Origin of the sequence: Pseudomonas sp. MWU13-2862 (genome assembly GCF_023242495.1) — a bacterium.
GTDB classification, from domain to species: domain Bacteria; phylum Pseudomonadota; class Gammaproteobacteria; order Pseudomonadales; family Pseudomonadaceae; genus Aquipseudomonas; species Aquipseudomonas gingeri_D.
Genome location: NZ_JALMEZ010000019.1, coordinates 1 through 19790, shown reverse-complemented (window position 1 = coordinate 19790; position 19790 = coordinate 1). Strand labels below are relative to the sequence as shown.

The following is a 19790-nucleotide window of genomic DNA, read 5'->3' as shown; positions in this document are numbered from 1 at the left end:
TGCTTCCAGCTCACTTGAGCCCAGGACGCCGCGTGACTGAACCGACTCCCCTGCACCGCCTCTGGCTGACCGAGACGGTGCGCCTGCGCGAAGAACAGGCAGGCCCGCTGGAAGACCTCGAAGCCAATCGCCGCGCCCGCGCCGCGGGGGGCGACCTGCCGACCCGCATCCAGAACCGCGCCCTCTGGCTGGCCGAGCGCGATGGCCTGCTCAACGCGTTGCACCATTGGTTGCAAGGCGCGCGATTGGCGCTGCTGGTCCTCGCGGTGCTGGTGATCGTCAGTGGCGCCGGCATGGCTTTCGCCGCCCTGGGCAACGGCCAGACGCCGGTCAATGTGTTCTGGGCCCTCGGCAGCCTGCTCGGCCTGAACCTGCTATTGCTGCTGAGCTGGGCCCTGGGCCTGGTCTTCGCCGGTGAACACGCGGCCAGCTTCGGCCGCCTCTGGCTGTGGCTCAGTGAAAAACTCGCCCGCGATGCCCAGGCCGCGCAATTGGCGCCGGCCCTGTTGTTGATGCTCCAGCGCCGACGCCTCAATCGCTGGGCCATCGGCTGCGTGGTCCACGGCCTGTGGTTGCTGGCCATGCTCAGCGCCCTGGTCTTGCTGCTGATGTTGATGTCGACCCGGCGCTACGGTTTTGTCTGGGAAACCACCCTGCTGCGCGGCGACACCTTTGTCGTGGTGACCCAGGCCCTCGGCGCCCTGCCCGCCTTGCTCGGCTTCAACCTGCCCGACCCGGAGATGATCCGCGCCAGCGGCAATACCGCGCTGAACCTGGAGAACGCCCGGCACGCCTGGGCCACTTGGCTGGTGGGAGTGCTGGTGGTCTATGGCGTGTTACCGCGCCTGCTGCTGGGCGGGTTTTGCCTGTGGCGCTGGCGCCGTGGCAGCCGCGCCCTGAGCCTGGACCTCAACCTGCCCGGCTACGCGCAACTGCGTGAACGGCTGATGCCCAGCAGTGAACGCCTGGGGGTCAGCGATGCGGCACCCGACGCGCTGCACAACGCCGAGACCGGCACCACCGCGCTGGAGAGCGAAGGCGCCTTGCTGGTGGCCATCGAACTGGACAACCAGCGCCCCTGGCCGCCGACCTTGCCGAAAACCATCAAGGACGCCAGTATCCTCGACAGCCGCGAATCGCGGAACAAGCTCCTCGAACAATTGACCCGCTTCCCGCCCGCACGCCTGGCAATCGCCTGTGACCCACGGCGCTCGCCGGACCGTGGCAGCCTCGGACTGATCGCCGAACTGGCCCGCAGTGCCGGCGCGACCCGGGTCTGGCTGCTGCAGGCGCCACCCGGCCAGGCCCTGGATGCCGATCGACTCGGCGACTGGCACAGTGCCCTGCAACAACTGGAACTGCCTTTCGCCGACAGTGCTCCGCTGAACTGGCTGGAGACCGGTCATGACTAAAGCCCTGAAACTGGCCGTGGTCGGCCACACCAATGTCGGCAAGACCTCACTGTTGCGCACCCTGACCCGCGACGTCGGCTTTGGCGAAGTCTCCCACCGCCCCAGCACCACCCGCCATGTGGAAGGCGCGCGGCTGTCGGTGGACGGCGAAGCCCTGCTCGAACTCTACGACACCCCGGGCCTGGAAGATGCCATCGCCCTGCTCGACTACCTCGAACGTCTGGATCGACCTGGCGAACGTCTCGACGGCCCGGCCCGCGTCGCCCGTTTTCTCGATGGCAGCGAAGCCCGCCAGCGCTTCGAACAGGAAGCCAAGGTGCTGCGCCAGTTGCTGGCTTCGGATGCCGGGCTTTATGTGATCGACGCCCGCGAGCCGGTGCTGGCCAAATACCGCGACGAACTGAGCGTCCTCGCCAGCTGTGGCGAGCCGCTGTTGCCGGTGCTCAACTTTGTCAGCAGCGCCGAACAGCGCGAGCCGGAGTGGCGTGAAGCCCTGGCCCGCCTGGGCCTGCACGCCTTGGTGCGCTTCGACAGCGTGGCCCCGCCGGAAGACGGTGAGCGGCGGCTGTATGAAAGCCTGGCGCTGTTGCTCGAAGGCGCGCGCCCTCAGCTGGAACGACTGGTCCTCGACCTGGAGGCCCAACGGCGGGCGCGGCGGCAGAGCGCCAACCGCCTGATCGCCGAACTGCTGATCGACTGTGCGGCCTGTCGGCGCAGCGTGGTCAGCGCCGCCGACGCGCAAAGCCAAGCCATCGGCGAACTGCGCCAGGCCGTGCGCCAACGGGAGCAACGTTGTGTCGAGGCTTTGCTCAAGCTCTACGGATTCCGCCGTGGCGACGCGGCGGCCGGCGACCTACCGTTACTGGACGGGCGCTGGGGTGACGATCTGTTCAACCCTGAAACCCTCAAGCAACTCGGTGTAAAGGTCGGTGGTGGGATTGCCGCAGGCGCAGCGGCGGGTGCTGGTATCGACCTGCTGGTGGGAGGTCTGACCCTAGGCGCGGCCGCCCTGGCCGGAGCCCTCGCCGGCGGCGCCCTGCAAACCGTCCGCGGCTATGGCAGCCGCCTGCTGGGCAAACTCAAGGGCCAACGGGAACTGACCGTCGACGACAACGTGCTGCGCCTGCTGGCCCTGCGCCAACGGCAACTGCTGCAAGCCCTGGAGGCACGTGGGCATGCGGCGATGGAGAGCATCAAGATGAGCCTGCCGGTGGATACCCGTTGGCGTGAGGGCAAGTTGCCCGAGGCCTTGCACAAGGCCCGGGCACATCCGCAGTGGTCGTCGCTCAACCCCCAGGCCCGGTTGAACCAGCCAGAACGCCAGGAGCAAATCGATTTGCTGTTACAGCGTCTGGCTGAGACCTGAAGCAGGACGTTCAGCTATACCACTTGAACTTCAGAAAGGTCCGGCCCATGGACTTGATCCACTCCTCTTCGGCCCGGCTGACAATACCCTCACCGTCGGCATCGAAATAAACCACCGAATCCAGCGTCCCATTATTGTCGGTGTCATGGGCCGAGGCCTTGAAGACCAGGGTCTGGTTTCTCGGCGTCCCCGTCCCTTCATGAAGATGCAACCTCACCACATTCGGTGACTTGTCGTTGTGGTAGTTCTCGGCAAACACCTTGATATAGCGCTGCCAGCTTTTCCCTCGATTGAACCAGCCAAGCTTCAGGAACTGGTTGGCAAAGGCCCTGAGCAGCTTTTCGTCCTTGGCGTTGTCCCTGCCATCACCATTGACGTCACCACCGAACTGCAAGTCCGTCACCCCATCGGCGGTCATATCGACCGACGCCGCCTTGAGCACCAGCTTGTCAGGCTTGCCGGGCACTTCCTCATAAAAGCGCAGCAACACCGTATCGGCCCGACCATTGCCGCTGCGATCCTGGGCGGTCATTCTCAAATAACGCATAAACAACTCCTTTCCATGTGAGCCACTACCCTAGTGCAGCGCATCTTTCAGCCACCAGACCAGGATTCCTGAGCCTGTGTACGAAACCGCGCCGTGTGCTGAGAGGCACGGCAACGCTCAGGACCACCCACCGCCCAGGCTCTTGTACAGGGCGATACGGTTGCTCACCTGCAACAAGCGGGTCCTGATCAGGGCTTGTTGCGCCGTGCTCAGGCCGCGTTGGGCATCGAGCACTTCGAGGTAGCTGTTCAAGCCATCCTGATGGAGCAGTTGCGCCAACTCGACGCGGCGCGACTCGTTCAGCACCAGCCGTTGCTGTGCATTGAGCTGCCGATTGAGCGGCTCGTTCGAAGCCAGCGCATCGGCCACTTCACGAAAGGCCTGCTGGATCGAACGCTGATACTCGACCACGGCGATATCACGCTGCACCTTCGACAGCTCGAGCTGCGTGAAGCGCCGACCGATATCGAACAGCGGCAAGCTCACGGCGGGGGTGAAGGACCAGCCCTTGGCCTCGCCGGAAAACAGCTCACTCAACTGCGGGCTGCTGACGCCGAAGAAACCGGTCAGGGAAATGCTCGGCAGAAAGGCCGCCCGGGCGGCACCGATATTGGCGTTGAAGGCCTTGAGCCGGGCTTCGGCGGCGCGAATATCCGGGCGTCGCACCAGCAACTCGGAAGGCAGGCCCGGGGCAATCTCCGGCAACGTTGGCCCTTCGCTCCACTCCCCGAAGGACAGACGCGCGGGATCAAGCGTCGTGCCCACCAGCAACTCCAGGCGGTTCAGCGCCAGCCCCTGTTGACGCGCCGCGTCGGCCATCTCGGCCTCCAGGGTCAACGCCAGCGTATCGGCCTGACGCAACTCCAGTTCGCTCGCCAGTCCCAATTCCTGGCGGCGGCCGATCAGCCGTTTCGACTCGCCCGCCCGCTCCAGCAACTGTCGGTTCTGCCGGTGCAATTCAAGATAGGCACGGTACTCGTAGTAAGCCGTCGCGACCTCGCCGACCAGGCTGATCCCCACACTCAGGGCATCTTCTTCACGGGCCACCAGGCGTTGCCCGGCTTCGGTTTTCAACGCCCGGACGCGGCCCCAGAGATCCAGTTCAAAGGCGGTGATCCCCAACCTGAACTGCCCTTGTTCGCGGATCACCGCCTTGCCAGTGGGCGAGTCCGCGGCGGAAATCTTCTGCCGTTGCACCGAACCGTCGATCCCGCCACTGGGCCATTGATCGGCGGTGGAAATCCCATACAGCGCCCGGGCCTCGTCGATGCGCAGGACAGCCACCTGCAGATCATGGTTATGGACCCGCGCCAGCTCGATCAGCCTTTGCAGCTCGGGGTCGGGAAAAACCTTGTGCCAGTCCGGTAACGGCACGGCATCGCCCTGTGGACTCGCGTCTCGCCAGTGCTCGGCCACGGTTGGCGACGGCTGCTGGTAATCGGGAATAAACGAACACCCGGCCAATAGCAGGACAACCAGCATCAGCCCCGGGCTGCGCCTCATCATCCGAGCCCCCGCCGTTGCAGCAGACCCGGCAGTCCCGAGGACTTCTCCTCCGAAGTCTTTTGCCGCTGATAGAAAGCCTCCAACCGCGACAAGTAGAACCAGTGCTCGGGAGCCTCGGCAATAAACGACTCCATCGCCCGCGCCCATTGCGCCTGCATATCCGGTGCGGCGGCCCGGGTGATCCACCGAATCACATGCAGCTCACCGCAGCCGCCAAGCTCGGCACGATGCCCTGCCAGCAGCACGTCGCATTTCATTTTCGCCGCCAGGAACATCGGCCCCTTGACGAATTGCGCGGCGCGGCCGAACAGGTGGCCGTCCACCGGCTCGCCGGAACGTACTCCACTGAAACTCACCGGCAGGTCGGCAAAGATGATCACCTGATCGCCGCGCTTGAGCGCCCGGGCAATCGCCAACGCGGTCTTTGGCGCGTTGCTGTCGAGAATATCCACGCGATGCCCGAAGGCTTCCAGGCTCTTGAGGGAGCGCCGGGTCAGGGGATCGTTGAAGTTCCAGATCGGAATGATGAAACGCTTCGGCGCCGGGCAACGCTCGATCATGCAGGCCACCGCCATCCAGTATTCCCCGGTGTGCGCCAGCACGATGATGGTCGAGCGCACCCGCGTACGCGGCCAGTGTTGCTGCGGATCGTTCCAGGCAATTGCCCGAATCCAGGCCCGCAACCGCTTGGGATAATCGCGAGGGTAAAGCACCTGGTAGATCGCGCACTGCAACTGGATGGCGCTGTAGCGACAAGCCACTAGCCGACAGGCGCGGGGCTCCAGTCCGAACAATTCGAGGTTCTGCCGACAGGCGTTGTAGTCCGGGCCGCGCCACGCGGAGGGCAGCCGCAGCAGCATGGCCGGCAACAGCGGCAAGCAACGGTGCGCAACCTTCAGTCGAAAGATCAGCGCCAGTCCTTTCACCAGGCGCGCCCGCAACCCGGCCTTGCAGCGCATCCACCACAGCCAGCGGCGGATCGGCCAGCCCGGACGAAACGGAGTCATCGCACCGCGCCGCTCAACGGCCGCAAACGCCCCTGGTGCATCAGCAGTACCCTGTCGCAGGCCAGGGCCACGGCCTTGTCGTGGGTCACGATCACACACAGCATGGGCAAGCGGCGCACGGTCTCGATAATCACATCGCGGGCACTGGGGTCCAGATGGGAAGTCGGCTCATCGAGCAACAACAGTTCCGGGCGCCGATACAGTGCCCGGGCGATCAACAGGCGTTGCTTCTGGCCCGAGGACAATTGCACGCCCATGGGTCCGAGCAAGGTATTGAAGCCATTGCTCAGTTTCAGGATGCTTTCCAGCAACCCGGCCTGCTCGACACAGCTCTGCAAACGCGTGCCGTCCAGCGGGTCGCTGTCCATCAGGATGTTCTCGATCACCGTCCCGGCGATGATCTCGTCGTGGGCCGTGACATAGGCGACGCTCTGGCGGTAGCGGCGCAAACCGAAATGCCGCATCGCCTGGCCGTTGATCCTGAAGCGTCCGGTGTCCAGGGCATAGAACCCGGCGAGCACTTTCAGGAAGGTGCTCTTGCCGCAGCCCGAAGGGCCGAATATCGCGATGCGTCGGTTCGGGCTTTCCAGGCTGAAACTCAGGTCCTCGAAGGTCGGCCGGTCGAACGAGCTGTAGCGAAAGCGCGCGCCTTCGATCTGGATCGAGCGCAAGGGTTGCTGCTGGCCAAGGGGATCGGCGCTGTACACACTCGACTCCACCTGCTCGACCGGCTCATCGACGATTTCCTCGACCCGCTTGAGCTCGACCTTCACCAGCCGCAGGTTCATATAGCTGTCGACCACCTTCAGCGCGCAGCCCATGAACATGTCCTTGTAGAGGACAAAGGCGAACAGGTCGCCGACGCTGTTCTCGCCGTGGAGCACGGCCAGCGCACCGAGGGCGCTGACCAGCAGCGAATGGCCATGGGACAACCCTTCGTGCACCACCTGGTTCATCGCCTGCAAACGCTGGACGCCGGCGCGGGCCATTTCGGTGTCGGTGTGCTGGTTGCTCCAGTTCGCCAGCTTGGCCGCTTCGTAGTTGTAGAGCTTCATCGACTCGACATTGCCCAGGGTGCCGAGCAGGGTCACGTTGCGCGCCGTCTCGGCTTCGATCGAGGTCTTGTGGTGTTTCTCCATGACCGGCAGGGTCACGCCGCGAAACAGAAAGAACAGCAGGCACAACAGCAACGACAGGGCCGCCAGCTTGGCGTTGATCAAAGCCATCAGTGCGAGAAACGCCACGCCGAAGGCCAGGTCGATGGATATGTCCATCCAACCGGCGGTGAACTGCACGAAGGCTTTGTCGGTGGCCTGGGTCCGCCGCAGGATATCGCCGGGGGCGCGGCGCTCGAAATAACTCACCGGCAAGCGCAGCAGCCAGGCGATCACCCCGGTGGACAGGTCCTGGCTCAGGGCAACGCGCAGGCGCATATCGAGGACCGCCCGCAGCCAGGCGGCGAGGCTCTTGAACAGAAAGATCCCGCCAAAGACATAGAGGATCAGAAACAGGAAATCCTCGTCGTTCTTCGCCACCACTTCATCGATGGTCAGGGAAAACAGCTTGGGCGCGGCAATGGCTCCGAAGTAGCCGACCACCGACAGCAGGCCCATGGGCACCAGGTAACGCAACAGCCAGGTGTTCTTGCGCAGCACGCCGAGCGGGCCGAAGGTACCGGGAACACGCCGATGGACCTGGGTGGTGAAGCCCAGCCCCGGCAGCATTTCCAACGCCGCGCCGCTGAACATCGACAGCGCTTCTTCCCAGGTATAGAAACGCCGCCCCACCGCCGGATCGACGATATGCAGTCCTTGGCGATTGGTGGATTGCAGCACGACGAAGTGCATATTGTTCCAGAACAGGATCGACGGCGTGCGCAGTTGCCCCACATCGTGCAGTTGCAAGCGCAGCGGGCGGCAGCTGAAACCCAGCTCCTCGCTGACCTTGATCACCTGGAACAGCGACATGCCGTCCCGCGCCACCCGGTAGCGCTGGCGCATCTCGCGCAAGCTCAGGGCCTTGCCGTGATAACCGGCGACCATGGCAATCGAGGCCATGCCGCATTCGGACATTTCGTCCTGGAGAATCACCGGGACCGTGCGCTGGAACAACTGCCGCGAGCGGGCCAGGGCCTCGCGCAGGGATTGCTTGAGGCGGCTCATGCGGATTTATCCACAGGCCGCGCCGGGGTGCCCAGCGTCGGCAGATAATCCGGATTGCCCGCCAGCCCACGGAGCACCGGCAGGAACAGCCATTCCATCAGGTTCAGCCGCTCCAGACGCAACGAACCGCTGAGGGTCATGCCGTCCTTGAGCCAGTCCTGGCGGATCTTGGTTCGTGGGTCGGAAAAGTCGAGCTTCACCTCGGCGCGATAAGTCGGCCCCGGTTCCTCGCCATCGGTCCTGGCACCGAGCGCGGCTTCCAGGTAGGTACTGGCGGTGCTACGGACAATCTGCCCCCTGATCACGCCATAACGCTCATAGGGAAACGCATCGACCCGCACGATGACTTCGGTGCCAGCGCCGGCAAAACCGATGGCCGCCGGACTGACATCGAGGACCACCACCGGCGCCTCGTGCAGCGCCCGGCTGATGCGCAGCAACATCATCGGCTGGCCGCCCTGGGCACGGGCGCCGGGGAACACCGAGACAGCATCGACCACGCCCTCGACGGGGGACAACAGGACATATTCCTGGCTCTTGTTGAGGTTCTCCAAACGCTCGCGCAAGTCATGGCGTTGCCGGGCGAGATCGCTGAGGCGGCTGCTGAGAGTGTGATCGGCTTCGCTGCCGCGCTGCTCCAGTTCGAGGATCCGTTGCTGCGCGCTGGCCTGGGCCAGGTCGTTATTGGCCAGGTCCTGGAGCACCGCCTCGTGCTTGACGATCGCCTCGTTCAGCGCCGCCACGGACACCGCGCCTTCGGCCGCCAGGCGTTCATGACGCTGGCGATTTTCCTGGGCAATCGCGGCCCGACGCTGGATCGAGCGCTTGATGGTGGCGGTGAGTTGCAGATCCTTGTGCAGTTGTTCGATCTGCAATTGCAGGAGTTTTTTCTGGGTTTCATGGGCCGAACGGGCCTGGCGGTCATCGCCCGTGGCATCGTCCAGCAAACTGCCCAGGCGCTCGGCGCTTTGGGCGGAAAGGGGTTTGTCGCTGCCTTCGTTGAAGCTTTCCGGCTCCAGGGTGCGGATACGCACCAGGGGCTGGTCCTTGCTCACCGAGTCGCCAGCCTCCACCAGCACTTCGCGGATATGGGCGGGGCGTTCACTGGTGATGCGCACCACATCGCGGGTCAGGATCCGGCCCGGGACATCTTCTTTCTTCGCGTAGTTGCCGATAAACAGCAGGACCAGGCCACCGGCGAAAAACAGGCAGACGAACCAGGCGAAGACCACGGGTGCCAGCGCCGTTCGCGGCGCGACCTTGCCCAACTCAAGCATAGGTGAACTCGTGCATGGCAACCGACGCGACAGGGCTCGCGCCAGTGAGGGAATACAGCTCTGAGGACACAACGCACCCTGTAGGAACCGGCTGGCTGGCGACGCGACCGCAAGGTCTCGCGTTGCCCATCCGGACGCCATCGCCGGCAAGCCGGCTCCTACAATGGGCGATAGCTATCGCCCTGGCAGCGGGATCAGCTGGCTTTCTTCAGGCCTTCGGAGATCCAGTCGACCGCTTGGTCGAGGAGCGGACCGAAATCGGTGAAGAACCCGGAACCACGAACGTCCTGGGTCTCTTCGAGGGTCATTTCCTGAAGGGTGTTTTCTTGTTGGGTTGCTTCCAGCATAGATGTAGACCTCGGCATTATTATTGGATGAAGACAACATCGAGTCGTGCGGCGAGAGCACCGTCGAATCGAACTTTCAGACAGCTCCGCAACGGCGCGCCGTGCTTGAACTGCGAGAGTCATCTTCAGCCAAGGTCGTATTTATTTATATCCGAATAGTCTCTGGCATCCCACGTCAAATCCGCATGGACCTGTGGTCACTTTTCCAGAATCAACGTAGGAACTTCTCCGCCTTGTCGCGCAACAGCCGCAGATCAATCACCGGCACGGCCTTGAGCTTGGCCTGCTCGTCCCAATGGCGCATCCGCAGGCTCACGGCACACAGCGGATCCTGCTCGAACTGCCGAGCCTCTTCTTCCGTCATGACACCGCCCTGGTACTCCAGGGTACGCCGGCTCGCTTCGCTCAAGCAGTCGTAGTATCCGGGCTCACGCAATGTCAGAAAACGCTTGGCCTGGACGTGATATTCCACCAGTCGCGCCAGCCGTTCGCTGAAGCCCGCCCGACGCAGATAGTCCGCGCCGAGGCGCTCGTGACTGACCACGCCATAGCCGCCCATATCCCCCGTCGGTTGCTCGCCGGACGGGCAGATATGCCCGATATCGTGGAAGAACGTCGCCAGCACCACTTCATCGTCGAAGCCCTCGGCCAGCGCCAGCTGCGCGGCCTGGGACATATGCTCCAACTGGGACACCGGCTCACCGATGTAGTCGGCGCTGCCGAACTGCTGGTACAGGCCGAAGACCTCATCCAGCACCTGCTCGACGGGCTTCATGCCGACTCCCCCAGCAAATGGGCGATATTGCCTTCGGCCAGGGCCGGACCGACGCTCATGCCAACCCCGGTGTGCATCAGCGCGGCACTCACGCCCGGCACGGCCTGGAGGAACGAAAACGGTCCCGGCCCCTTGGAGCCGTAGACTCCCTGCCAACGCTCCAGCACCTGCACCTTGCAGCCCAGGGTCTGCTCGGCCAGTTCCAGCAGCCAGGTATCGACCTGTTCGGCATTGAACGGCGAGGCATCGCTGCCGTAGTGGTGGGAGTCGCCGATGATCAGGTCGCCATAAGGCGTCGGGCTGATCAGCAGGTGGATACCGTGTTCATGCAGGTGCGGGCTATCGCGCAGGATCTCGGCCTGGACGGCCGCCGCTTCCGGCAGATCGGCAAAGGCGCCGTAGTGCACGCAGCTGAGGCCCGTGAGCAGCGCGTGTTGCAGGTTCAGCTCGACCTGGGGTCGGGCGCGGAGCATTTGCAGGCGGCAGATGCCCGGTTGCAACTGGCTGATGGGCTCGGCCAGCAGGGTCTGATAATCGTGGCCGGAACAGACGATGATCTGTTCCCCACGGAAGGTGCCGGCGGTGCTGTGCAACTGGCCGGACTCGACTTCGCGGACCAGGGTCGAGAAGTGGAAGGTCACGCCCAGGTCCCGTTGCAGGTACTCGATCAGCGTCGGGATCGCTTCGCGGGAATAGAGCTGTTGGTCGTCCAGACCGTGCAGCGCGGCGCGGTGATGGCTGAATTGGCCGCCGTAGAGATCGTTCAGCGCCGCGCCGCGCAGCAGTTCGACGCGGTAGCCCTGTTCCCGGGCGCGACCGGCGCAGAAGGCGTCCAGCAGATGTTCTTCGGCTTCGGTACGGGCGAACAGGTACGAGCCGTTGCGCTTGAGGGCGAAACCGGCCTGTTGTGCCCAGTGAGCCCAGATATCGCGGCTGGCGCGGGACAGCTCGGACATGATGCCCGGCGGCTGGCCGGTGACCAGGGCCTGGCCGAAGTTGCGCACCGAAGCGCCCAGGGGCGTGGCGCTGCGCTCGAAGACCGTGACCTTGAGGCCGCGTCGGGCGGCGGCGTAGGCGTGGGACAGGCCGAGGATTCCAGCGCCGACGATAAGGATGTCGTTGTGGTTTGTCATGAGGTGGGTCCTGAGGGGAATGGCCGCTGCGCGGTTCGCGGGCAAGCCCTGCTCCTACAGGTTCGCGTCGTACGTACATGATGTGTCCGACACAGACTTGTAGGAGCAGGGCTTGCCCGCGAAGAAGCCCGCGAGTCAAGCAAGGATGTTACTGAGGCAACTTCTCCGACTTGCCGTCATAACGCTTGCGCCATTCGGTGAGGATTTCGTCGCGGTTCTTCGACGCCCAGGCAAAGTCGTTCTTGATCAGGCGCTGCTCGTAGTCCGCCGGCAACTCGGTCTGCGGCTTGGCAATACCTGGCTGTGCCAGCACGGCGAAGTTTTCCTTGTACAGCTCCATGGCCGCAGGGCTGGCCGAGAAATCCGCCAGCTTCTTCGCCGCCTCTTCATGGGGGGTGCCCTTCATCACCGCAGTCGCCTCGATCTCCCAACCCAGGCCTTCCTTCGGCAGGATGATGTCCAGTGGCGCGCCCTGACGCTTCAGCTGCACCGCCGGGTATTCGAAGGAAATACCGATCGGGAATTCACCCGACGCCGCCAGCTTGCACGGCTTGGAACCGGAGTGAACGTACTGGCCGATGTTCTGGTGCAGCTCATCCATATACTTCCAGCCCTGCTCCTGGCCGAAGGTCTGCAACCAGGCGCTGACATCCAGGAAGCCGGTACCGGACGAGGCCGGGTTCGGCATCACGATCTTGCCCTTGTACTCGGGCTTGGTCAGGTCCTGCCAGCTCACCGGTTTGGTCAAATGCTGCTTCTCAGCTTCGACGGTGTTGAAGCAGATGGTCGCCGCCCAGACATCCATGCCAACCCAGGACGGCGGGTTCGCCGCATCGCGATAGTGGTTGCCGATCTTGCCCAGGTCCTTGGGTGCGTAGCTTTGCAGCATGCCCTGCTGATCGAGGATCGCCAGGCTGGAAGCCGCCAGGCCCCAGACCACGTCAGCCTGCGGCCGCGCCTTCTCGGCCAGCAGCTTGGCGGTGATGATGCCGGTGGAATCGCGCACCCACTTGATTTCCACGTCCGGGTTGGCCCCTTCGAAAGCTTTCTTGTAGGCGGTCAACTGCTCGGACTCAAGGGCCGTGTACACGGTCAGTTCGGTTTTCGCGGCAAAGGCATTCAGGCTGAAAGCAGTGAGGACAGCAGCGGCAAGAGCCAGGGGCTTGAACATGGTGCGGTTCCTTGATGAGTGTGGTTGGGTTGGGCAAATGGGTTGTGGCGGGATCAATGCCCGGGCTCGGTCTGCCGCCAGGCCTGGGAGCGGCGCAACACGCCGCGCGACGCCCAGGCCAGCAGCAGCGAGACGGCCACCGAGGTAAACAGGATCAGGCTCGACATGGCGGCGGCACCGCCGACATTGCCGGCGTCGTCCATGTTCAGCACCGCCACCGCCGCGAGGATGGTGTCGGGGCTGTAGAGAAAGATCGCCGCCGACACCGTGGTCATCGCCGAGACGAACAGGTAACGCACGATGTCGAGCAACGCCGGCAGACAGATCGGCAAAGTGACCCGCAGGTAGTGCCGGTAGAGCGGCGCCTTGAGCGACAGGGCGGCGGCTTCGAACTCGTTGTCGAGCTGGCGCAACGCGGTGGTGGCGGTCATCTGCGCGGTGGTCAGGTAATGGGCGATGGTGCAGACCACCAGCAGGGTCATGGTCCCGTAGAACACATTCAGCGGGTTGCCGTTGAGGTTGAAGAAGAACACGTAGCCCAGGCCCAGGACCAAACCCGGGACCGCCATCGGCACGAAACCGAGGATGCGCAAGGCCAGGTTCAGGCCGCGTTGGCTGCGGGTTTTCTCCATCAGGTAGGCCCCAGTGAAAATCAGCCCGCTGCCGATCAGCGCCGTGCTCAGGGCCAGGGTCAGGCTGTTGCGGTAGGCCAGCCAACCGCTGCCGGTGGTCGCATTGAAGGCGTAGTGACTGAACGACAGCGACAGGTTGTACGGCCAGAACTTCACCAGCGACGAGTACACCGCCATGCCGAATACCAGCAGCAGGGCCGCGCAGATCAACAGCACGATCGCCAGGTAGCAGGCGTCGCGGCAGCGTGACGGTGCCGGTTTGAATACCTGGGCCCGCCCGCTCATGGCCTCGCCATGACGGCGGCGCAGCCAGGCATCAACGGCAAAACTGAACAGCGCCGGCAACAGCAGGATCATGCCGATCAAGGCGCCACGCCCGAATTGCTGCTGGCCGACCACCGCCTTGTAGGCTTCCAGCGCCAGCACCTGATAGTCGCCGCCCACCACCACCGGCACGCCGAAGTCGGTGATCGTCAGGGTGAATACCAGGCAGAAGGCGGCGAATACCGCCTGGCGGCTGGCCGGCCAGGTGATGCTGTGAAACGCCTTCCAGGGACTGGCGCCCATGCTCGACGCGGCGTCGAACAACCGCGCATCGGCCAGGGACAAGGCCGAGATCAGGATCATCAGGGCATGGGGAAAGGTGTAGATGACTTCGCCCAGGACCATGCCCCAGAAACCGTAGATATTTTCCGACAGCAGGCCACGCAGCAGGCCCTGGTTACCGAACAGGTAGACCAGGGCGATACCCGGCAGCATCGACGGGGCCATCAGCGGCAACAGGGACAGGGCGCGCCACAGGGATTTGCCGGGAATCAGGGTCCGTTGCAGGGCGTAGGCAAACAGATAGGCCAGGGGTACGACGATGGCCGCCACACTGAGGGAAACCTTCAGGCTATTACCCAGCAGCCAGTGGAAATTGTCGCTGTTCACCAGTTCCTTTGCCGCGATCCAGCCACCGCCCTGCCCGGCTTCACTGCTGAAACCGCGCCAGAAGATCGCCAGCAATGGCAGCAGCACCGCCACACCCAGCAGACAGAGCCAGAGCAGCTTGCCGCCGACCACGAACAGACGGTCGCCGAGGCCGACCCGGGCAGTCTTCACGCTCGACTGCCGGGACAGAGCCAGGCTGATTTCAGCGGCCATCTCAGGCAAACACCTGGAGGCTGCGCGGCGGCAATGCCACCCAGATATCCGGCGCACCGAGGCGTGGCATGTCCTGCGGACCGATTTCGGCCAACAGCGCATGACCGGGCAACTGGTTGAGTTCGAAGCTCATGCGGCAGCGATTGCCGAGGAAGGTGATCTCGCGAACCCGGGCCGGAAACAGGTTTTCCTCATGCACCGGCGGGTTGACGTTGATCGCCTCGGGGCGGCAGAACAGCCGACCGGAAGCCGCCCGTGCGGTGCCATCGGCCAGGCGCACATCCATGCCACCGACCCGCGCATGGCTGCCGCTGCTGCGCTGGAACGGCAGCCAGTTGCCCTGGCCGACAAATTCGGCGACGAACGGCGTGGCCGGCCTGTCGTAGATTTCCTGGGGCGTGGCGTACTGCTCGACCTTGCCGTTGTTCATCACGGCGATGCGGTCGGCCATCAGCATGGCCTCGTCCTGGTTGTGGGTGACCATCAGGGTGGTCACGCCGAGGTTGCGTTGCAGCTGGCGCAGCTCGGTGCACAGATGCTCGCGGACCCGGGCGTCGAGGGCCGACATCGGCTCATCCAGCAGCAACAACGAGGGCGCCGGGGCCAGGGCGCGGGCCAGGGCCACACGCTGTTGCTGGCCGCCGGAGAGTTGCCCGGGGTATTTCTTTTCGCTGCCGAGCAGGCCGACCAGTTCCAGCATCTGACCGACACGCTTGCGGGTGACCTCGCGACCGCTGCCGGCCAGGCCGTAGGCGATATTCGCCTCGACCGTCAGATTCGGGAACAGCGCGTAGGACTGGAACAGGATGCCGTAGTCGCGGGCTTGGGGTGGCAGATCGGAGACATTGCGTTCGCCGAGGAACAGCTCGCCGTCGTCCTGACGTTCAAGGCCGGCGATGCAACGCAGCAAGGTGGTCTTGCCGCAGCCGGACGGGCCAAGTAGACAGACCAACTCGCCGGCGGCCACGTCCAGGGAGACGTTGTCCAGCGCGGTGAAGGCGCCGAAGCGCTTGCGCACCCCACGGACCTTCATCGGGGCGCCGGGGTTGGCCAGGGCGTTGGCGATCGAGTTGTTCATGGACGGACCTCATCTAGCGGATGAGGGTCATGCTAGGGAGGGAATGCGTAGGCTATGTGGCAATAAGGCCAAAGTTGCCGATAGTGGTATTGGTAGATTTGGGTTGAAGACTTGAGTCGCCTGGGCCGACGCCTTCGCGGGCAAGCCCTGCTCCTACAGTCCTGTGTCGTTCACAGGTTTTGTGTATGACACCGGACTGTAGGAGCAGGGCTTGTCGGATCGCCGCACCGCCGCGAACCGCCGCGCAGCAGGCGGCCATTCACCACCGAACTATCAGGCCGGCGCCATTTCCTGCGCCAACCCCAGAAACGCCGCCGGCAAACGCGCCGCCTTGCGTTCCTTGAGGCAATACAGGTACTCGGCGATCTGCGGCGCGTTCTCCAAGCTCAGAACCCGCAACTGCGGGTCATGCGGGACTTCCTGGCGAGCAATCAGGCTGATGCCGATATTGCGCAACACCGCCTCACGGATCGACTCGCGACTACCGATCTCCAACAGCGGCCCGAAACTGACCCCGGCACCGTGCAAGAACTCTTCGGTCAGGCGACGGGTGGTCGAGCCCACTTCGCGCATCAACAGGCAATGCCCGGCCAGCGCGCTCAGCGGCACATGATCATGTACCGCCAGTGGATGATTGCGATGCACCGCCAGCACCAGCGGATCACTGCCCAGCACCCGGCGGATCAACCGCGGGTCCTCCAGCAACTGCGACGAAGCCGCCACATCGACCCGATAATCCTCCAGCGCCTCCAGCACCTGCTGGGAGTTGCCGATCTCCACCGACACTTCCACCTGCGGCAGACGTTCGCGAAAGGCCTTCACCAGATCGAGGATGTAATACGGCGCCGTCGCGGCAATGCGCAAGGTGCCCTGCACCTGCCCGGCGTTGCGCAGGAAAAACTCGATATCGGCTTCCTGCTGCAACAGCGCCTTGACCATCGGCAGCAAGCGCGCGCCGTCTTCACTGACACTCAAGCGCCGACCGCCGCGATAGAACAACTCGACCGAATACTGGCTTTCCAGATGACGGATCTGGGTGGTCACCGTGGGCTGGCTGAGCCCGAGCTTTTTTGCCGCCAGGGTGATGCTGCCCAGGCGGGCGACCATATAAAACGCCTTCAGCTCGGCACTCAGCACATCACCCTCTCATTCGTTTACTTGCGCAACAGGCGCAACCCATTGAACACCACCAGCAGGCTGACGCCCATATCGGCGAACACCGCCATCCACATGGTTGCCAGCCCCAGGAAAGTCACCGCCAGGAAGATCGCCTTGATCACCAGCGCCAGGGCGATATTTTGCCTGAGGATACGCGCGGTCTGGCGCGAAAGGCGAATGAAAGCCGGAATCTTGCGCAGATCATCGTCCATCAGGGCGACATCGGCGGTCTCAATGGCGGTGTCGGTACCGGCAGCGGCCATGGCAAAGCCGATCTCGGCACGGGCCAGGGCCGGAGCGTCGTTGATACCGTCGCCGACCATGCCGACCTGATGGCCACGAGCATACAGCTCTTCGATGGCCTGTAGTTTATCGGTGGGCAACAGATCGCCACGGGCCTCGTCGATCCCGACCTGGGCGGCAATGGCCGAGGCGGTGTGGATATTGTCCCCGGTCAGCATCAGGGTCTTGATCCCCAGCGCGTGCAACTCGCGGATCGCCTCACGGCTGGAAGCCTTGACCGTATCGGCCACGGCGAACAGCGCCAACGGGCCAGAGGCGTCGAGCAACAGAACCACAGTCTTGCCTTGTTTTTCCAGGGCGAAGAGTTTTTCTTCCAGGGCCGCCGAGCAGAGACCGAGGTCTTCCACCAGGCGATGGTTGCCCAAGTGATAACCCTTGCCGCCGACCTCGCCGCGCACACCGCGCCCGGCCAGGGCTTCGAAGGCTTCGACGTCACGCAGCGTCCACTGTTTGTCCTGCGCATCCTTGGCAATCGCCAGGGACACCGGGTGATCGGAACGCGCCGCGAGGCTGGCGGCGATCAAAGGCGCGGTCTCGACGAACAGTGGGTTGAGGACCAGATAGTCGGTCAGTACCGGCTTGCCGTGGGTGATGGTCCCGGTCTTGTCCAGGGCCAGGTAATCAAGCTTGTGCCCGCTTTCCAGGTACACCCCGCCCTTGACCAGAATGCCCTTGCGGGCGGCGGCGGCCAGGCCGCTGACGATGGTCACCGGGGTCGAAATCACCAGAGCACATGGGCAGGCGACCACCAGCAGGACCAGCGCCCGGTAGATCCAGTCGAACCACAGGCCGTTCATGAACAGCGGCGGCAGCACCGCCACCGCCAGGGCGAAGGCGAACACCGCCGGGGTGTAGATTTTCGCGAAGGTATCGACGAACCGCTGGGTCGGCGCCCGCGCGCCCTGGGCCTGCTCGACGGCATGGATGATCCGCGCCAGGGTCGAATTGCCCGCAACGGCCGTCACCCGATAGTCCAGTGAACCCGCCTGGTTGATGGTGCCGGCAAAGACCTTGTCGCCCGGATTCTTCTCGATGGGCAGGCTTTCGCCGGTGATCGGCGCCTGATCGACGCTGGAGCTACCGTAGACCACTTCGCCATCGAGGCCGATGCGCTCACCAGGACGTACCCGGACCAAGGCACCCAGTTCGATGCTTTTAACCTCACGTTCAACCCACTCGCCGTCATCCTGGCGCACCGTGGCCTTGTCCGGCGTCATCTGCATCAGGCCGCTGATGGCGTTGCGCGCGCGGTCCAGGGACTTGGCTTCGATCAGTTCGGCGATGGTGAAGAGGAACATCACCATCGCCGCTTCCGGCCACTGCCCGATCAGCACCGCGCCGGTCACGGCGATGCTCATCAGCGCGTTGATATTCAGGTTGCGATTCTTCAGGGCGATCCAGCCCTTTTTATAGGTGGTCAGGCCGCCGCTGAGGATGGAAACCAGCGCGATGATTGCCACCACCCAGGTCGGGGCCACGGCGGTGAAGTGAATCACTTCGGCGACCAGGGCGCCGACACCGGACAAAGCCAGGGGCCACCAGGGTTTCTTCACCGGCGGCTGGCTTGGAGTTTCGGCGCTTGCGCCCTCTTCCAACGGCTCGGCCTGCATGCCCAGGGACTTGATGGCGTCGACAATCGGCGTGGTCGACGACAGGTCATGGGTCACACCGAGGATCCGGTTGATCAGGTTGAACTCAAGCTGCTGCACGCCCGCCAGCTTGCCGAGCTTGTTCTGGATCAGCGTCTGCTCGGTGGGACAGTCCATGGCTTCGATTCGGAAACGGCTCAACCGTGCGTCGGCGCTGGTGGTCTCGCTGAGTTTGATCAGCGCGGGGGCCTCGGCAGTCGAACAGCAGCTGTGGGCATGCCCGGCCGCCCCATGGGAGTGGGAAGCCTTTACCGGCTGGAGGACACGGAAAGACCGAGGCGCGGGCTTATCGGCCTGACCGTGGTCATGGCCGTGGTCGTGACTATGCTTGTGATCGTGATCGTGATCGTGATCGTGATCGTGATCGTGATCGTGATCGTGATCGTGGCCAGCATGGGCGTGATCGCCGGCAGGCTTGTGCGAAGTGTGGATGGAGTCGCTCATGGGTGCGTCCCTGAAAGTGCTTGTTGCCAAGTGAACACCCTGTAGCCACTATAGGGTCAAGCACCCTTTTCGGAGATCGAACGATGAAGATTGGCGAACTGGCGAAACTCACCGACTGCCAGGTGGAAACCATCCGTTATTACGAGAAGGAAAACCTGCTGCCGGAACCAGCGCGCAGCGAGGGCAACTACCGCCTGTACACCCAGGCGCATGTGGAGCGCCTGACCTTTATCCGCAACTGCCGCAGCCTGGACATGACGCTGGAGGAGATTCGCAGCTTGCTGGGGCTGCGGGACAGCCCGCAGGATCAATGCGAAAGCGTGAATGCGCTGATTGATGAGCATATCCATCACGTCAAGGCACGGATCGACGGGTTGCTGGCGTTGCAGACGCAGTTGCTGGATCTGCGCCAGCGTTGTGGCGGCGGGCCGGATCTGGATCAGTGCGGGATTTTGCAGCGGTTGGAAGTCAGCGGCAGTGTGGTGGCGGCTGAAGAGCATTCACATGTCGGAAGAAGCCACGGGCATTGAGGGCCTATTCGCGGCGGTGCGGCGTCCCGACAAGCCCTGCTCCTACAGGTTTGTGTCGTACACCAAATCTGTGATCGACGACATACTGTAGGAGCAGGGCTTGCCCGCGAAGAGGCCCTTGAGCCTTGCGGTGCCCATCCGGACGCC

General features: G+C 63.8%; 16 protein-coding genes. 3 read left to right on the top strand and 13 right to left on the bottom strand.

Going from position 1 to position 19790, the window contains the following annotated elements:
- The first annotated feature begins 32 nt into the window (after positions 1-32).
- Entirely contained in the window at positions 33-1412 is a 1380-nt protein-coding gene (locus tag M5C56_RS27740; RefSeq protein WP_103494472.1) for a DUF2868 domain-containing protein, read from the top strand.
- The gene (locus M5C56_RS27735; protein ID WP_103494473.1) at positions 1405-2778 is read left to right on the top strand and encodes a DUF3482 domain-containing protein; all 1374 of its coding nucleotides are present in this window, start codon (positions 1405-1407) and stop codon (positions 2776-2778) included. The genes M5C56_RS27740 and M5C56_RS27735 overlap by 8 nt, the downstream gene beginning before the upstream one ends.
- Positions 2779-2788: 10 nt before the next feature.
- Here M5C56_RS27735 and M5C56_RS27730 read toward each other — a convergent pair whose 3' ends face one another.
- The 13 genes from M5C56_RS27730 to M5C56_RS27670 all read right to left on the bottom strand — a co-directional run bounded on the left by M5C56_RS27730 (position 2789) and on the right by M5C56_RS27670 (position 19113).
- Positions 2789-3325 carry a hypothetical protein gene (locus M5C56_RS27730; RefSeq protein WP_247263391.1) on the bottom strand — a complete coding sequence of 179 codons (537 nt, stop codon included), beginning with the start codon at positions 3323-3325 and terminating at the stop codon, positions 2789-2791.
- Positions 3326-3442: 117 nt separating this feature from the next.
- Complete coding sequence (locus M5C56_RS27725; RefSeq protein ID WP_103494475.1) at positions 3443-4831, bottom strand: efflux transporter outer membrane subunit; 1389 nt, start codon at positions 4829-4831, stop codon at positions 3443-3445.
- Complete coding sequence (locus M5C56_RS27720) at positions 4828-5838, bottom strand: hypothetical protein (RefSeq protein ID WP_103494476.1); 1011 nt, start codon at positions 5836-5838, stop codon at positions 4828-4830. The genes M5C56_RS27725 and M5C56_RS27720 overlap by 4 nt, the downstream gene beginning before the upstream one ends.
- A complete protein-coding gene (locus tag M5C56_RS27715; protein WP_103494477.1) occupies positions 5835-8000 on the bottom strand; it encodes a peptidase domain-containing ABC transporter in 2166 nt (721 codons plus the stop codon). The genes M5C56_RS27720 and M5C56_RS27715 overlap by 4 nt, the downstream gene beginning before the upstream one ends.
- Positions 7997-9277 carry an HlyD family efflux transporter periplasmic adaptor subunit gene (locus tag M5C56_RS27710; RefSeq protein WP_247263390.1) on the bottom strand — a complete coding sequence of 427 codons (1281 nt, stop codon included), beginning with the start codon at positions 9275-9277 and terminating at the stop codon, positions 7997-7999. The genes M5C56_RS27715 and M5C56_RS27710 overlap by 4 nt, the downstream gene beginning before the upstream one ends.
- A gap of 194 nt (positions 9278-9471) precedes the next feature.
- Positions 9472-9624 (bottom strand): hypothetical protein, encoded by a 153-nt coding sequence (locus tag M5C56_RS27705; protein WP_177100966.1) that lies wholly within the window; start codon positions 9622-9624, stop codon positions 9472-9474.
- A gap of 211 nt (positions 9625-9835) precedes the next feature.
- Positions 9836-10399 carry a phosphonate degradation HD-domain oxygenase gene (locus M5C56_RS27700; RefSeq protein ID WP_103494478.1) on the bottom strand — a complete coding sequence of 188 codons (564 nt, stop codon included), beginning with the start codon at positions 10397-10399 and terminating at the stop codon, positions 9836-9838.
- Positions 10396-11532, bottom strand: coding sequence for a TIGR03364 family FAD-dependent oxidoreductase (locus tag M5C56_RS27695; protein WP_103494479.1), 1137 nt, complete (start codon positions 11530-11532; stop codon positions 10396-10398). Before M5C56_RS27695 ends, M5C56_RS27700 begins: the two co-directional genes overlap by 4 nt.
- A 148-nt stretch (positions 11533-11680) precedes the next feature.
- Positions 11681-12703, bottom strand: coding sequence for a putative 2-aminoethylphosphonate ABC transporter substrate-binding protein (locus M5C56_RS27690; protein ID WP_103494480.1), 1023 nt, complete (start codon positions 12701-12703; stop codon positions 11681-11683).
- 53 nt (positions 12704-12756) lie between these two features.
- Complete coding sequence (locus M5C56_RS27685; RefSeq protein WP_103494481.1) at positions 12757-14481, bottom strand: putative 2-aminoethylphosphonate ABC transporter permease subunit; 1725 nt, start codon at positions 14479-14481, stop codon at positions 12757-12759.
- A 1-nt stretch (position 14482) separates the two neighbouring features.
- Positions 14483-15559 carry a putative 2-aminoethylphosphonate ABC transporter ATP-binding protein gene (locus M5C56_RS27680; protein WP_103494482.1) on the bottom strand — a complete coding sequence of 359 codons (1077 nt, stop codon included), beginning with the start codon at positions 15557-15559 and terminating at the stop codon, positions 14483-14485.
- Between the two features lie 273 nt (positions 15560-15832).
- Complete coding sequence (locus M5C56_RS27675) at positions 15833-16696, bottom strand: LysR family transcriptional regulator (protein ID WP_103494483.1); 864 nt, start codon at positions 16694-16696, stop codon at positions 15833-15835.
- Positions 16697-16713: 17 nt separating this feature from the next.
- Positions 16714-19113, bottom strand: coding sequence for a heavy metal translocating P-type ATPase (locus M5C56_RS27670; RefSeq protein WP_247263389.1), 2400 nt, complete (start codon positions 19111-19113; stop codon positions 16714-16716).
- Positions 19114-19196: 83 nt separating this feature from the next.
- Between M5C56_RS27670 and cadR the strand changes: the two genes are divergently transcribed.
- Positions 19197-19643 carry a Cd(II)/Pb(II)-responsive transcriptional regulator gene (gene cadR, locus M5C56_RS27665; protein WP_103499658.1) on the top strand — a complete coding sequence of 149 codons (447 nt, stop codon included), beginning with the start codon at positions 19197-19199 and terminating at the stop codon, positions 19641-19643.
- Positions 19644-19790: the final 147 nt, after the last annotated feature.

Bases quoted from the DNA above. Each gene is read 5' to 3' on its own strand.
- M5C56_RS27735 (WP_103494473.1), top strand. From the start codon at position 1,405: ATGACTAAAGCCCTGAAACTGGCCGTGGTCGGCCACACCAATGTCGGC.
- M5C56_RS27730 (WP_247263391.1), bottom strand. From the start codon at position 3,325: ATGCGTTATTTGAGAATGACCGCCCAGGATCGCAGCGGCAATGGTCGG.
- M5C56_RS27725 (WP_103494475.1), bottom strand. From the start codon at position 4,831: ATGATGAGGCGCAGCCCGGGGCTGATGCTGGTTGTCCTGCTATTGGCC.
- M5C56_RS27720 (WP_103494476.1), bottom strand. From the start codon at position 5,838: ATGACTCCGTTTCGTCCGGGCTGGCCGATCCGCCGCTGGCTGTGGTGG.
- M5C56_RS27715 (WP_103494477.1), bottom strand. From the start codon at position 8,000: ATGAGCCGCCTCAAGCAATCCCTGCGCGAGGCCCTGGCCCGCTCGCGG.
- M5C56_RS27710 (WP_247263390.1), bottom strand. From the start codon at position 9,277: ATGCTTGAGTTGGGCAAGGTCGCGCCGCGAACGGCGCTGGCACCCGTG.
- M5C56_RS27705 (WP_177100966.1), bottom strand. From the start codon at position 9,624: ATGCTGGAAGCAACCCAACAAGAAAACACCCTTCAGGAAATGACCCTC.
- M5C56_RS27700 (WP_103494478.1), bottom strand. From the start codon at position 10,399: ATGAAGCCCGTCGAGCAGGTGCTGGATGAGGTCTTCGGCCTGTACCAG.
- M5C56_RS27695 (WP_103494479.1), bottom strand. From the start codon at position 11,532: ATGACAAACCACAACGACATCCTTATCGTCGGCGCTGGAATCCTCGGC.
- M5C56_RS27690 (WP_103494480.1), bottom strand. From the start codon at position 12,703: ATGTTCAAGCCCCTGGCTCTTGCCGCTGCTGTCCTCACTGCTTTCAGC.
- M5C56_RS27685 (WP_103494481.1), bottom strand. From the start codon at position 14,481: ATGGCCGCTGAAATCAGCCTGGCTCTGTCCCGGCAGTCGAGCGTGAAG.
- M5C56_RS27680 (WP_103494482.1), bottom strand. From the start codon at position 15,559: ATGAACAACTCGATCGCCAACGCCCTGGCCAACCCCGGCGCCCCGATG.
- M5C56_RS27670 (WP_247263389.1), bottom strand. From the start codon at position 19,113: ATGAGCGACTCCATCCACACTTCGCACAAGCCTGCCGGCGATCACGCC.
- cadR (WP_103499658.1), top strand. From the start codon at position 19,197: ATGAAGATTGGCGAACTGGCGAAACTCACCGACTGCCAGGTGGAAACC.